General features: G+C 72.5%; 10 protein-coding genes and 1 pseudogene. 5 read left to right on the top strand and 6 right to left on the bottom strand.

Translation table 11 applies throughout. The features are described from left to right. Positions 1-355, top strand: a 355-nt coding sequence (locus tag ACZJYS_RS17245) for a DoxX family protein (RefSeq protein WP_493179726.1), incomplete at its 5' end; no start/stop codon positions are given. Between the two features lie 35 nt (positions 356-390). Here the strand turns inward: ACZJYS_RS17245 and ACZJYS_RS17240 are convergent. From ACZJYS_RS17240 to ACZJYS_RS17220, 5 genes are all read right to left on the bottom strand, one after another. After that, positions 391-1,533, bottom strand: coding sequence for a nicotinate phosphoribosyltransferase (locus ACZJYS_RS17240; protein WP_493179727.1), 1,143 nt, complete (start codon positions 1,531-1,533; stop codon positions 391-393). Positions 1,534-1,553: 20 nt separating this feature from the next. Continuing rightward, positions 1,554-2,933, bottom strand: coding sequence for a class II 3-deoxy-7-phosphoheptulonate synthase (locus tag ACZJYS_RS17235; protein ID WP_493179725.1), 1,380 nt, complete (start codon positions 2,931-2,933; stop codon positions 1,554-1,556). 103 nt (positions 2,934-3,036) lie between these two features. Continuing rightward, complete coding sequence (locus tag ACZJYS_RS17230; protein ID WP_493179724.1) at positions 3,037-4,620, bottom strand: alkaline phosphatase D family protein; 1,584 nt, start codon at positions 4,618-4,620, stop codon at positions 3,037-3,039. A 69-nt stretch (positions 4,621-4,689) separates the two neighbouring features. Further along, the gene (locus ACZJYS_RS17225) at positions 4,690-5,277 is read right to left on the bottom strand and encodes a LysE family translocator (RefSeq protein WP_493179723.1); all 588 of its coding nucleotides are present in this window, start codon (positions 5,275-5,277) and stop codon (positions 4,690-4,692) included. 69 nt (positions 5,278-5,346) lie between these two features. Beyond that, positions 5,347-6,798: an N-acyl-D-amino-acid deacylase family protein gene (locus ACZJYS_RS17220; protein WP_493179722.1), complete on the bottom strand. Its 1,452-nt coding sequence runs from the start codon at positions 6,796-6,798 to the stop codon at positions 5,347-5,349. Between the two features lie 162 nt (positions 6,799-6,960). On the opposite strand from ACZJYS_RS17220, the gene ACZJYS_RS17215 reads away from it, so the two are divergent. From ACZJYS_RS17215 to ACZJYS_RS17205, 3 genes are all read left to right on the top strand, one after another. After that, positions 6,961-7,728 carry an IclR family transcriptional regulator gene (locus ACZJYS_RS17215; RefSeq protein ID WP_109518518.1) on the top strand — a complete coding sequence of 256 codons (768 nt, stop codon included), beginning with the start codon at positions 6,961-6,963 and terminating at the stop codon, positions 7,726-7,728. 140 nt (positions 7,729-7,868) lie between these two features. Beyond that, positions 7,869-10,244, top strand: a complete 2,376-nt coding sequence (locus tag ACZJYS_RS17210) for a penicillin acylase family protein (RefSeq protein ID WP_493179721.1) — start codon at positions 7,869-7,871, stop codon at positions 10,242-10,244. Positions 10,245-10,331: 87 nt separating this feature from the next. Continuing rightward, positions 10,332-11,309, top strand: a complete 978-nt coding sequence (locus tag ACZJYS_RS17205; protein ID WP_493179720.1) for an aldo/keto reductase — start codon at positions 10,332-10,334, stop codon at positions 11,307-11,309. A gap of 46 nt (positions 11,310-11,355) precedes the next feature. Here ACZJYS_RS17205 and ACZJYS_RS17200 read toward each other — a convergent pair whose 3' ends face one another. Next, positions 11,356-11,877: a YaiI/YqxD family protein gene (locus ACZJYS_RS17200; RefSeq protein ID WP_109518575.1), complete on the bottom strand. Its 522-nt coding sequence runs from the start codon at positions 11,875-11,877 to the stop codon at positions 11,356-11,358. 140 nt (positions 11,878-12,017) lie between these two features. Here ACZJYS_RS17200 and ACZJYS_RS17195 point away from each other — a divergent pair. Continuing rightward, positions 12,018-13,136, top strand: a pseudogene (locus ACZJYS_RS17195) (hypothetical protein); the annotation flags it as partial.

Raw genomic sequence — 13,136 nt, 5'->3', positions numbered from 1 at the left:
CATCTTCTGGCAGTCCGGCCGCACCAAGGTGGAGGGCTTCGCCCTGGCGCCCGGCACGGTGGAGCTGTTCCGCGATGAATACGCCCTGCCGCTGCTGGACCCCGGCGTGGCGGCGGTGCTGGCGGCGGCGGCCGAGCACGCCTTCCCGCTGCTGCTGGTGCTGGGGCTGGGCAGCCGGCTGGCGGCGCTGGCGCTGCTGGGGATGACGCTGGTGATCCAGCTCTTCGTCTACCCGGGCGCCTGGCCGACGCATGGCGTCTGGGCGGCCTGCCTGCTCTGGGTGGCGGTGCGCGGCGGCGGACGGCTGGCGCTGGATGCCTGGCTGCCGGTGCCGCCGCGCCCCGCAACGCGGTGACGAAAGAGATGCGGGGCCGTGCGGTCCCGCGCCGCTCAGTTGGCCGGCTGCTTCCGGCGGGCGCCGTTGCGGTGCAGGAGGAACTCGCGCCCCAGCTTGACCCGCGCCACGCCGTCATAGGAGACGATGTCGGCCGTGGCGTAGGTCTCGCTCCAGGTGTTGGGAATGAAGCTGCCGGTGCCGACCACGTCGATCGGCGCGCGCGCCTCGTTCATCACCCGGCACTTGGTCACGCCGAAGCCGGAGGAGGCGACGATCCGCACCTTCGGGAAGCCCGCCTCGTCCAGCGCCTCGCGGATGCGCCAGATGGCGGCGGCGGAGACGCCGGTGCCCACCAGGTGCCGCAGCTCGGTCTCGGAGCGGTAGCGGCGGATGGCGCCGGGCACGTGCCGCTCCAGCACGGCGTAGGATTCTGCCGGGTCCAGCCCCTCCAGGAAGCGGCCGCCATGGGTGTCGAGCCGCACCGCCAGCCGCCCGCTCTCCGCCAGCTCGGGGAAGCGCTGGCAGACGCCGAGGCTGTCCGTCACCTCGCGGCCGAAATAGTCCACCAGCACCGTCAGCGGCTCGTCCGGATAGGTCTCGTGGAACATCTCGGCGGCGCGCACCGTGCTGCGGGCGTAGCCGATCAGTGCATGCGGCATGGTGCCGTAGCCGTGGCTCTTGCCGAACCAGTGGGCCGTGGCGTCGTTGGCGTTGCCGATGAAGCCCTTCGCCCCCTCGCGCTGCGCGGCGGCGCTGCCGACGGCGGCGGCGTAGGCCATCATCTCCTGCATCTCGGCGCCGGCGCAGTGGCGGGCATCCATGGCCAGGAAGCTGGCGCCGGGCAGCTCAAGCGCCATCTGGAAGGCGTTGTGCGCCGCCACGCAGGCGGGGCCGAGCTTCTGGAGGTAGAGCGTCTCCAGATCGGCCAGGGCGTGGAAGGAGCCGGTGAGATAGACCATCGGGTCGCCCGCGCCGACCCACTCGCCTTCCTTGTGCACCAGCTCGATCTCGAAGGGCGTGCCGCGCGCCGCCGAGACCCGCTCCAGCCAGTCGATCATCAGCCTTGGCGCGGAGACCACGGGGCGGCGCATGAACACCGCGTAGGTGACCCGCGCATCCCCGAACCGGCCGACGATGGCCTTGGTGCGGTTGAAATAGGCGTCCGTCTGGCGGGCGATGGCGGTGTCCTCCACCATCGCCGAGTTGTGGCCCTGCGTCACTGCGCCGCGATCAGCGGCAGCGCCGCGCCCTCCGGCCGGCGGGCCTTCAGCTCCTCCGCCACCAGGAAGGCCAGCTCCAGCGCCTGCTCGGCGTTCAGGCGCGGGTCGCAGAAGGTGGCGTAGTTGGCGGAGAGGTCGGCCTCCGTCAGGCGGTGGGCGCCGCCCACGCACTCCGTCACGTTGCTGCCGGTCATCTCGACATGCACGCCGCCGGGCCAGGTGCCCACCTCCTGGTGCGCGTCGAAGAAGCCGCGCAGCTCGGCCAGGATGGAATCGAAGGAGCGGGTCTTGTAGCTGCCGGCGGTGTGGGTGTTGCCGTGCATCGGGTCGCACAACCACACCACCTCGCGCCCGGCGCGCTGGATGGCGCGCAGCAGCGGCGGCAGCTTCTCGGCCACCTTCTGCGCCCCCATGCGGCTGATCAGCGTCAGCCGGCCGGGGAGGTTCTCGGGGTTCAGCAGCTCGGTCAGGCGCACCAGCTCGTCGGCATCCGTGGTCGGGCCGACCTTGAGGCCGAGCGGGTTCTTCACCCCGCGCAGGAACTCCACATGCGCGCCATCCGGCTGCCGCGTGCGGTCGCCGATCCAGAGGAAGTGCGCCGAGCAGGCATACCAGTCGCCCGTGGTCGAATCGACGCGGGTCAGCGCCTCCTCATAGGGCAGCAGCAGCGCCTCGTGGCTGGTGTAGAACTCCGTCTCGCGCATCTGCGGCGCCGAGGCCACGCCGCAGGCGGCCATGAAGCGCAGCGTCTCGTCGATGCGGTTGGCCAGGTCCTGGTAGCGCTCGGCCAGCGGCGAGCGGGCGACGAAGCCCAGGTTCCAGCGGTGCACCTCGTGCAGGTCGGCATAGCCGCCGGTGGCGAAGGCGCGCAGCAGGTTCAGCGTGCCGGCCGACTGCATGTAGGCGAATTCCATCCGCCCGGGATCGGGGATGCGCGCCTCGGGGGTGAATTCGGGGCCGTTGATGATGTCGCCGCGGTAGGAGGGCAGCGTGACCCCATCCTGCGTCTCGGTGTCCGAGGAGCGCGGCTTGGCGAACTGCCCGGCCATGCGGCCGAGCTTCACCACCGGCAGCGAGGCGCCGAAGGTGAGCACCACCGCCATCTGCAGCAGCACCCGGAAGGTGTCGCGGATCGGGTTGGCCTTGAAGTCGGCAAAGCTCTCGGCGCAGTCGCCGCCCTGCAGCACGAAGGCCCGGCCCTGCCCGGCGAGGGCCAGGGCCTGCTGCAGCCTGCGGGCCTCGCCTGCAAACACCAGCGGGGGAAAGCTCGCGAGCCTGGCTTCCATCGCATTCAGCCTGGCCTGGTCCGGATAGTCCGGAACCTGCCGGATCGGCATTTCTCGCCAGCTTCCGGGCTGCCACCCGCGCACCGTCATGACACTTAGCGTCCTCAGACTATTTCTTGGCCGGGCAGGATAAACCCAGCACGCCCCCGAGTGCTACGGCCGAAGCACCCGCGCAGCGCATGGAAGCCGTGTCTCAGCCCGGCAGCAGGGCCGGATTTCCCGCCTCCACCACGAAGCGCCCCCGCTCCTCCCGCGCCGCGCCGGGACTGGTGACGCTGGCCACGGCCAGGAAGGTGCTCTCCACCCGCTCCTCCCGCGCCTCGTGCAGGGTGTAGCCGCGCCGGTTGTTGAAGAAGCGGAGATGCGGGTTGCGCGCCATCACCCCCGGCGTGGCGCCAAGCTGCTCCGAACCGTCGCCGCCCGAGGAGATGGAGGTGGCGACGTATTCCACCCCCAGCGCCGGCCCCTCCGCGGCGTCGCGGTGCAGCGTTCCGGCCCAGGCACTGTGCACGTCGCCCGAGAGCACCAGCAGGTCGCGCAGCCCGGCGGCCTCGGCGCCGGCCAGCAGCCGCTCCCGCGCCGCCGGGTAGCCGTCCCACTTGTCCATCGACAGGCGCGGCGGCTCACCGCCGAAGGCGCGGCGCAGCATCGGCACCTGCTGGGCCAGCAGCGACCAGCGTGCCCGGCCGGGGCGGAGGCGGCCGGCCAGCCACGCCTCCTGCGCCGGCCCCAGCATCTGCGCCGCCGGGTCGTCCCAGGCGGCGCAGGGCGCCACGGTGCCGTCGCCGCAGGGCTGGTCGGTGCGGAAGCTGCGGGTGTCCAGCACCGAGACCTCCAGCAGCCGCCCGAAGCGGAAGCCGCGCCAGGCGGTGATCTCCGACCCGCGCGGCAGTTGCGCGGCGCGCAGCGGCATGTGCTCGTACCAGGCCTGGAAGGCGGCCTGCCTGCGCAGCGCGAAGATCTCGGGCGGCACGGCGGGCCGGCCATGCCGTGTGCCGTCATCGGCCGAGAAGGCGCCGGCCCAGTCGTTGTGCACCTCGTGGTCGTCGAAGGAGGGCAGGAAGGGGTGCGCCGCGTGCGCCGCCGCGAGGTGGGGGTCGAGGCGGTACTGGGCGTAGCGGTTGCGGTAGTCGTCGAGCGAATACAGCTCGTCGGAATTGTGCCGGCGTGGCTGGCCGCCGCGCGGAGCGCCCTCGTAGATGTAGTCGCCATAGTGGAAGACGAAGTCGAGCTCCGGCTCCTCCGCGATGTGCCGCCAGGCGGTGAAGTGGCCGTGCTCGTAGTGCTGGCAGCCGGCCTGGGCGAAGCGCAGCCGCCCCGGCATCGCCCCCGGCGCCGGCGCGGTGCGGGTGCGGCCCACCGGCGAGAGCGCCTCGCCGGCGCGGAAGCGGTACCAGTAGGGCCGCCCCGGCCGCAGCCCGGAGACCTCCACATGCACGGCGTGGCCCAGCTCCGGCCGCGCCAGCGCCACCCCCTCGGCGGCGATGGTCCGCATCTCCGGCTCCTCCGCCACCTGCCAGGAGACCAGCACGGCGCGCCTCGGCATGCCGCCCCCCGCCAGCGGCTCCGGCGCCAGCCGGGTCCAGAGCACCACGCCATCCGGCCAGGGCTCGCCGGAGGCGACGCCAAGGGTGAAGGGGTCGGCCGTGAAGCGCGGCTGCGCCCAGGCGTGGCGGGCGGCGGGCGGCTGCAGCGCGGCCAGCGCCGCGAGCCCCGCGGCGCCGCGCAGCAGGCCGCGGCGGGAAAGCTCCAGGATGTGGCGGGCGGTGCTGTCCATGGCGGGCCTCGGGCGGAGTCGGCGGGCGCGCAGCATGCCATGCCCGCCATGACCGGCGGATGACGCCCCTCAGCCGAGCAGCGGCAGCAGGCTGGCGGCCAGCAGCAGGCCCATCGCGGCGTTGAACACGCGCCAGGCGCGCGGCGTGCGCAGCGCCCGCCCGGCGCCGAGGCCGAGCGCCACCCACACGGCGAGGCAGGGCAGCGAGACCACCCCGAAGGCCAGGGCGATGCGCAGCCCGCCGGCCAGCGCCCCTTCCCCCGGCACCGAGAAGGCGGCGATGGCCGCCAGCCCCACCAGCCAGGCCTTGGGGTTCACCCACTGGAAGGCGGCGGCGGCCCAGAAGCCCATCACCCGCGCGGGCGCGCCGGGCGCCGGCGGCGGCGCGGTGCCGATGCGGAAGGCCAGCCAGAGCAGCCACCCCGCCCCCACCCACCGCATGGCGGATTGCGCCATGGGGCTGGCCGCCAGCGGCGCCGCCAGCCCCAGCGCCACCACCAGCAGCAGGACCACGAAGTCGGCCGAGATGCCGAGCATGGCCGGCAGCGGCGCCCGCGCCCCGCCGCGCGCGGCCATGGCCGCCACCATCAGCGTGTTCGGCCCCGGCGTGACCGAGGCGGCGATGGCGAAGCCCAGCAGCGGCAGCAGCGTTTCCATGCCCGCAACGAAGCGCGAAACGGCATCAAGGTCAATAATGCTGACCTTTCCGGTGCCGCGCCGCGCGCCTCAGCGGTTGCGGGTGACCAGCCGGCCCGGCTTCTCACCGGTCTCCTTGCCGCCCGCGAAGGTGGCCACGCCATTGGCCCAGACCTGCTCGATGCCGACGCTCATCTGCACCGGGTTCTCGAAGGTGGCGTTGTCCATCACCGTGTTGGGGTCGAACAGCACGAGGTCGGCATAGGCGCCCTCGCGCAGCACGCCGCGGTCGACCATGCCGAAGACCTGCGCGGCGCGGCCGGTCATCTTGTGGATGGCCGTCTCCATGTCGAACAGGCCGAGCTGGCGGGTGTAGAAGCCCAGCACGCGCGGGAAGGTGCCCCACAGGCGCGGGTGCGGCTTCTCGTCATGCGGCAGCCCGTCGGAGCCGATCATCGAGAGGGGGTGGCGCATGATGCGGCGCACATCCTCCTCGTCCATCTGGAAGGTGACGGCGCCGGCCGGCGTCAGCCGCTCGGCGGCGGCGCGCAGGTCGGTGTTCCAGCCGCGCGCAATCTCGGAGAGATCCTTGCCCGCCATCTCCGGATAGGGGACGGACCAGGTGATGAAGGTGCGGAGATCATCCCGCACCCGGTCCGGCATCAGCACGGTGGAGCCGGCGGGGTAGGGATAGACGTCATAGGCCACCTCCTGCATCGAGGCGGCGGCCTGGATCAGCGCCAGGGTCTGCACCGAGCGGCCGTAATTCTCCGGCATCGAGCACTTGTGGTGGCTGATATGCGCCGGCACGCCGAGGCGGCGGGCGATCTTCAGCGTCTCCTCGATCGAGGCGCAGATCTTGTCCGCCTCGTCGCGCATGTGGGTGACGTAGAGGCCACCCATGGTGCGCATCGCCTCGCCCACCGCGATCACCTCCTCGGTGGAGGCCTGGGCGTTCGGCGCGTAGTAGAGGCCGGTGGAGAAGCCGGAGCCGCCCTCGGCCAGCGCCTGCTTCAGCCGCGTCTGCATGCGCAGGATCTCGGCGTCCGTCGCGGCGCGGTAGGGGTCGCCGCCCATCGCCTCGACGCGCAGCGTCTGGTGGCCGATCAGCGCGTAGGTGTTCACCTCGCTGCCCTTGGTCTTCAGCGCGTGGGCGTAGTCGCCGAAGCTGTCGAAGGTCCACCACTGCTCGTCGCCCAGCAGGTCGAGCGGCGCGGGCGGGCGCTTGGCGGTGTGGCGCATCGGCGAGAGGCTGATGCCGCAATTGCCCACCACCACGGTGGTGACGCCCTGGCTGATCTTGCACAGCGTGCAGGCCGGGCCGCAGAGCACGGCGCGGTCGTCATGCGTGTGCGCGTCGATGAAGCCCGGCGCGATGGCCTTGCCGGTGCCGATCACCTCGCGGTCGGCGCTCATGCCGCCGAGGTCGCCGACCCCCACGATGCGGTCGCCGCTGACGCCGACATCGCCCACCCGGCGCGGCCCCCCCGTGCCGTCGTAGATCGTGGCATCGCGGATGATGAGGTCGCAGCGGAGCGCCATGGCGGACAGATCCTCTTGGCAGGCGGCAGGGCCGCGGATCATGCCCCCGTCCGGCGCGGTGATCCAGGGCGGCAGGGCGGAAAGCGGCGGGTTTTTCCCCTTCGCTCTTGCACCATGGCCGCCATGGCCCCAAGACGCCCGGCACAACGGGAGGGGCCGGAAATGGCGGACGACAGGCTGTTCGTGCAATCCTTGCAGAAGGGTCTGGCGCTGCTGGAGGCCTTCTCACGGCAGCCGGGCGAGCTGAGCCTGAACGAGCTGGCCGCCCTCTCCGGCATCGACCGCAGCTCCGCCCAGCGCATGGCCCACACCCTGCTCAAGCTCGGCTACCTGGAGCGCGGCAACAACGGGCGCGGCTACACGCCGGGCCGCAAGATCCTCGACCGCAGCTTCGACTTCCTGCGCAGCCGGCCGCTGGTGGAGCGCGCCACCCCGGTGGTGATCGACCTGCAGCGCAGCACGGGCGAGCGCGTCGACCTCAGCCTGTTCGACGGCACCACCATCGTCTACGCGCTGCGCCGGCAGACCAAGCGGGAGACCTTTTTCGCCACGCTGGTGGGCCGTCGCCTGCCGAGCTTCACCGCCGCCGGCGGCCGCGCCTGCCTGGCCCACCTGCCGCGCGAGGAGGTGGCCGCGCTGCTCAACCGCGCCGATCTGCGCCCGGTGACGCCCAAGACGCTGCTCGACCCCGACGCCATCACCGCCCGCATCGATTTGGCCCGGCGCGAGGGCTACTGCCTGGCGCAGGAGGAGATGCTGATCGGCGAGGTGGTGATCGGCGCCGCCATCCTCGACCAGCAGGGGCGGCCGGTGGGGGCGATCCATGTGGCCGGCTCGCTGGCCGAGTGGCCGGCGGCGCGCTTCGCCGCCCGCTTCGCGCCGCTGGCGCTGGAGGCGGCGCGCGCCCTGAGCGGCGGCAGCGGCCGCTGAAGGCCGTTGCGCGGCGGGGATGGCGGGGCGGCAATCGCATGCCGATATCGCCTTGTCCCGCCACGGCTTTTCCCCGGATTGCGCCCCGCGGCGCGGGCTTCTAGCCTCCCGCCCTCGCGCTGCCAGGGACGCCGTGACCGATGACCGAGACCACCCCCACCGGCACATTGCCGCCGCATGACCGCATCGCCGTGGCCGGGCTTCGGCAACCGGCCTCGATCCATGTGGACCGCTGGGGCATCCCGCACCTGCGGGCGGAGAACGAGCACGACCTGTTCCTGGCACAGGGCTTCAACGCGGCGCGCGACCGGCTCTGGCAGATCGACCTCTGGCGCAAGCGCGGCCTCGGCCTGCTCGCCGCCGATTTCGGCCCCGGCTACCTGGCGCAGGACCGCGCCTCCCGCCTCTTCCTCTATCGCGGCGACATCGAGGCCGAGTTCGCCGCCTACGCCCCCGATGCGCGCGCCATCTGCGAGGCCTTCGTCGCTGGCATCAACGCCTATGTGGCGCTGGTGGAGGCCGAGCCCGCCCGCCTGCCACCCGAGTTCCGCGCCATGGGCACGCGGCCGCAGCGCTGGGCGGCGGAGGACGTGGTGCGCATCCGCAGCCACAGCCTGACGCGCAACGCCCTCTCGGAGGTGATCCGCGCCATCATCCTCTCCCGCGCCGACCTCGCCACCGACCTGTTGCGCAAGAACCTGGAGCCGATGAAGGAGCCGGTGCGGGCGGAGGGGTTGGACCTCTCGGCCCTTGGCGTCGAGGTGCTGACGCAGTTCAAGCTGGCCACCGCCGGCGTCACCTTCTCGGCTGAGCGCCTCGCCGCGCCGCTGGAGGATTGGCGCCGCTGGACGGGCGTGAGCGACCTCGGCGAGGTGGTGCAGGGCGCCGAGATGGAAGGCTCCAACAACTGGGCCATCCATGGCAGCCGCACCGAGAGCGGCCGGCCGATCCTGGCCTCCGACCCGCACCGCGCCCATGCGGCGCCCTCGCTGCGCTACATCGTCCATCTGGAGGCGCCGGGCTTCAACGCCATCGGCGCCGGCGAGCCGGGGGTGCCGGGCATCTCCATCGGCCACAACGGCACGGCGGCCTTCGCGCTCACCATCCATGGCGCGGACCAGGAGGATGTCTATGTCTATGAGATGGCGCGGGACATGCCGCGCCACTACCGCCACGCCGGCGGCTTCGAGCCGATGGAGGTGGTGGAGGAGCGCTTCGCGGTGAAGGATGCGCCGGAGCAGGTGCTGGAGCTGTGCTTCACCCGGCACGGCCCCGTCATCGCCGAGGACCGCGCGGCGCGGCGGGCGGTGGCCATCCGCACCGTCTGGTCGCAGCCCGGCGCGGCGCCCTATCTCGGCAGCCTCTCCTCGATGCGGGCGCGCAGCCTGGCTGAGTTCCGCGAGGCGCTGCGCCGCTGGGGCACGCCCTCGGTCAACAAGGTCTATGCCGATGTCGGGGGCACGGTGGCCTGGGCGCCGGCCGGCTTCGCGCCGCAGCGGCCGAACTGGGACGGGCTGCTGCCCGTGCCGGGCGATGGCAGCCACGAATGGTCCGGCCTGCTGGACCCGGCGGAATACCCCTGGCGGGTGGACCCGCTGGAGGGCTTCGTGCACAGCGCCAACGAGCAGAACATGCCGGCCGACTGGCCGCACGCGCGGAAGACCTTCGGCTATGAGTGGACCGAGGCCTCCCGCGCCCGCCGCATCCGCGAGGCGCTGACGCGCGGCCCGCTGCTGACGCTGGTTGATTCCACCGACCTGCAGACGGATGTCACCTCCCTGCCCGCCCGCCGCCTCTGCGCCCTGCTGCTCTCCCTGCCGCGCGGGCGCGAGCCGGAGCTGTGGGCCGCCCGCGCCCTGCTGGAGGAATGGGACCACCGGCTGGAGGCGGACAGCGCCGCCGCCGCGCTGTTCGAGGTGTTCGTCACCAAGCACCTGAAGCCGCGCCTGCTGGCGGCGCTGGTGCCGGATGCCACGCTGCGCCCGCTGCTGCTGCCGCAGGACATGGAGAGCCTGCTGCGCGCGGTGGAGCAGCCTGATGCCCGGCTCGGCCCCGACCCGGCCCGCGCGCGCGACGCGCTGCTGACCGAGTGCCTGCTCGCCGCCTTCCGCGACTGCGAGGCGCGCATGGGCGTCTCCCCGGCCGAGTGGCAGTGGGGCCGGCTGCACCAGGGCTATTTCAGCCACGCGCTGATGGGGGTGGCGCCGGAGGCGGGCAACCTCGATGTCGGCCCCTTCCGCGTCGGCGGCAGCGCCTCGACGCCGATGCACACCGGCTACCGCCCCTCCGATTTCCGCTGCACCTACGGCGCCTCGGTCCGGCTGGTGATGGATGTCGGCGAATGGGACAACAGCCTCTGCATCAACGCGCCGGGCCAGTCGGGCGACCCGGCCTCGCCGCATTACGCCGATCTCGCGCCCCACTGGGCGCGGGGCGAGTATGTGCCCCTGCTCTATTCGCGCGCGGCGGTGGACGCGATGGAGATGCAGCGCATCGAGCTGGTCCCCGCCGGCTGAGCCGGCAACCCGGGGCGCCGGGCGGCGTCTCTCCGTTGAGCGCGGCGCCCTGCCCGGGCGCCGCCCCGCCAGCAGGAGAGATGCCCGATGCCCAGCCAACGCTTCGCCCCGCCCGGCCCGCTCGGCTTCGGCGGCGCGCCCCTCGGCGACATGTTCGACCGCGTGGACGAGGCCACCGCCGAGGCCAGCCTGGAGGCCGCCTGGGAAAGCGGCATCCGCTACTACGACACCGCCCCGCATTATGGCGCCGGCCTCTCCGAGCACCGCTTCGGCGCCGTGCTGCGGGAGAAGCCGCGCGACGACTACGTGCTCTCCACCAAGGTCGGCCGGCTGCTGGTGCCGAGCGTCGAGCCCGAGATCGGCGAGCCCTTCGTCAGCGGGCTGATGTTCCGCCGGCAGGTGGACTATTCCGCCGCCGCCGCCCGCCGCTCGGTGGAGGACAGCCTGCAGCGCATGGCGGTGGGGCGCATCGACATCGCCTATGTGCACGACCTCGCCCCCGACCACCTGGGCGACGGCTATGACGAGGCCTTCCGCACTGCGCGCGATGGCGCGTTCCGCGAGCTGACCAGGATGCGGGAGGAGGGGCTGATCCGCGCCTGGGGCCTCGGCGTGAACCTGACCGAGCCCTGCATTCGCGCCCTGAAGGAATCAGACCCGGACGTGTTCCTGCTCGCCGGCCGCTACAGCCTGCTGGACCTTTCGGGGCTGAAGGAGCTGTTCCCGCTCTGCGCCGGGCGCGGCGCGCACATCGTGGTGGGCGGCCCCTACAATTCCGGTCTGCTCGCTGGCGGCCGCAACTTCGACTACCAGGAAGCCGGCCCCGAGCAGGTGGCGGCGCGCGACCGCATGGCCGCCGTGGCGGCCGAGCACGGGGTGGACCTCAAGGCTGCCGCCCTGCAGTTCTGCGCCGCGCACCCGGTGGTGGCGTCGGTGATCCCCGGCGCCAAGCACCCTGACCGGGTGCGCCAGAACGCCGCGCTGATGAAGCAGGAGATCCCCGCCGCCTTCTGGGCCGCGCTGAAGGAGCAGGCCCTGCTGCCGCCGGACGCGCCCACGCCCTGAGCGGGCGGGCGGGAAGCGGGAGGAGAGCCCCGCCTCCCCCGCCGCCTCAGATGTCGAGTCCCGGCCGCCACAGCACCGGCGCCGGGTTGCTCACGCCCCGGATCGCCGCCTGCACCTCCGTCTCCAGCGCCGAGAGGAAGCGGGACTTGTCGGCGGCCGCCATCGGCGCCGGGCCGCGCGTGGTGGCGCCGATCTCCCGCAGGTGGCGCGCCACCTCGCGCCCGGCCAGGGCGCTGCCGATGTTGTCGGTGGTCCAGACGCGGCCGTTGGGCGAGAGCGCCCGCGCGCCGCGCGCCAGGCAGCGCGAGGCCAGCGGGATATCGGCGGTGATGCAGAGATCCTGCCCGCGGATGCGCTCGGCGATCCAGTCATCGGCGGCATCGGCGCCCTCGGCCACGATGACGCGGCGGATCCAGGGCACCTCCGGCAGGCGGATGCCCCGCGCGCCATTGGAGACGACATGCACCACCAGGCCCAGCCGCCCGGCGACGCGGAACACCTCCTCGCGCACCGGGCAGGCATCGCCGTCGATCCAGATCTCCGGCGCCTTGGCATCCGGCTCAGTCATGGTGCCCACCATTCTTACATTGTCTCACATTGCACGTCCTGGAAACATTATTTTGATCGGACAATAAATTAATATCCCCTGTATAAAAAATGGCAAAGCCGGCGGTTTTTCTGGAAACGCCGGCGGGTCCGGGGGAAAGCATGTCCATCAACACCACAACCTTCAATTTCCGTCTCACCGAGGCCACGATCCAGCGGAATGGCGGCGTGGTGACCGTGTGGGGGCCCGAGGGCGAGCCGGTGCGGGCCACGGCCGGCGGGCGCTATGTGTTCACCGATGGCACGGTGGACGACGCCGATGGCGGCCTGCTGGTCGAGGACCTCCTGTACTACAGCCGCAACCATGATGTCTGGCTCTCCGGCGCCGATGCCGATACGCATTATGCCAGCCAGGGCTGGCAGGAGGGCCGCGCCACCGGCGGGCTGTTCGACGCCCAGGCCTATCTGGCCGCCAACCCCGACGTGGCCGCCTCGGGCATCGACCCGCTGACGCATTACCGCGTCTTCGGCTGGCGCGAGGGGCGCGACCCCTCCCCCTTCTTCGACACCGCCGCCTATCTCGCCGCCAACCCCGATGTCGCCGCCGCCGGCATCGACCCGCTGGAACACTACATCGCCTTCGGCCGCTTCGAGGGGCGCTCCGCCACGCCGGGCGCGCTGGAGGTGCTGGGCTTCGACGCGGCGTTCTACCTGGAGCAGAACCCCGACGTCGCCCGCTCCGGCATGAACCCGCAGGAGCACTACGTGTTGTTCGGCCGCGCCGAGGGCCGCGCCGCCAACGCGGTGTTCGACCGCGACCACTACCTGGCACAGAACCCCGACGTCGCCGCCAGCAGGATGGACCCGCTGGAGCATTACCTGCGCTTCGGCTGGCGCGAGCAGCGCGACCCTTCGGCCCGGTTCGACGGCGGCAAGTATCTGGCCGACAACCCGGAGGTGGCCGAGGCCGGCATTAACCCGATGCTGCACTACCTGATGCAGGGCCCGGGCGAGGCGCGCGCCGTGCGGCCGGTGCACGAGGCGCCGACCGACATCACTCTCTCGACGCTGGCGCTGGAGGAGGCGCGGCCGGGCGCGGTGGTCGGGACGGTGGGCGCGCACGACCCCGATGGCGACAGCCTCACCTACAGCGTGGACGACGAGCGCTTCGAGGTGGCCGGAACCCTGCTGAAGCTGAAGGATGGCATCGCCGTCGATTTCGAGGCCGAGCCGGTGCTGTGCCTCGCTTTGACCGCCACCGATTCCAGCGGCCTGTCCGTC

This window comes from Roseomonas sp. TS2, from assembly GCF_058833935.1.
Note: the sequence above shows the minus strand (reverse complement) of the source record. Positions and strands in the feature narration are given on the sequence as shown.

Bases quoted from the DNA above. Each gene is read 5' to 3' on its own strand.
- ACZJYS_RS17200 (WP_109518575.1), bottom strand. From the start codon at position 11,877: ATGACTGAGCCGGATGCCAAGGCGCCGGAGATCTGGATCGACGGCGAT.
- ACZJYS_RS17235 (WP_493179725.1), bottom strand. From the start codon at position 2,933: ATGACGGTGCGCGGGTGGCAGCCCGGAAGCTGGCGAGAAATGCCGATC.
- ACZJYS_RS17220 (WP_493179722.1), bottom strand. From the start codon at position 6,798: ATGGCGCTCCGCTGCGACCTCATCATCCGCGATGCCACGATCTACGAC.
- ACZJYS_RS17240 (WP_493179727.1), bottom strand. From the start codon at position 1,533: ATGGTGGAGGACACCGCCATCGCCCGCCAGACGGACGCCTATTTCAAC.
- ACZJYS_RS17205 (WP_493179720.1), top strand. From the start codon at position 10,332: ATGCCCAGCCAACGCTTCGCCCCGCCCGGCCCGCTCGGCTTCGGCGGC.
- ACZJYS_RS17210 (WP_493179721.1), top strand. From the start codon at position 7,869: ATGACCGAGACCACCCCCACCGGCACATTGCCGCCGCATGACCGCATC.
- ACZJYS_RS17230 (WP_493179724.1), bottom strand. From the start codon at position 4,620: ATGGACAGCACCGCCCGCCACATCCTGGAGCTTTCCCGCCGCGGCCTG.
- ACZJYS_RS17215 (WP_109518518.1), top strand. From the start codon at position 6,961: ATGGCGGACGACAGGCTGTTCGTGCAATCCTTGCAGAAGGGTCTGGCG.
- ACZJYS_RS17225 (WP_493179723.1), bottom strand. From the start codon at position 5,277: ATGGAAACGCTGCTGCCGCTGCTGGGCTTCGCCATCGCCGCCTCGGTC.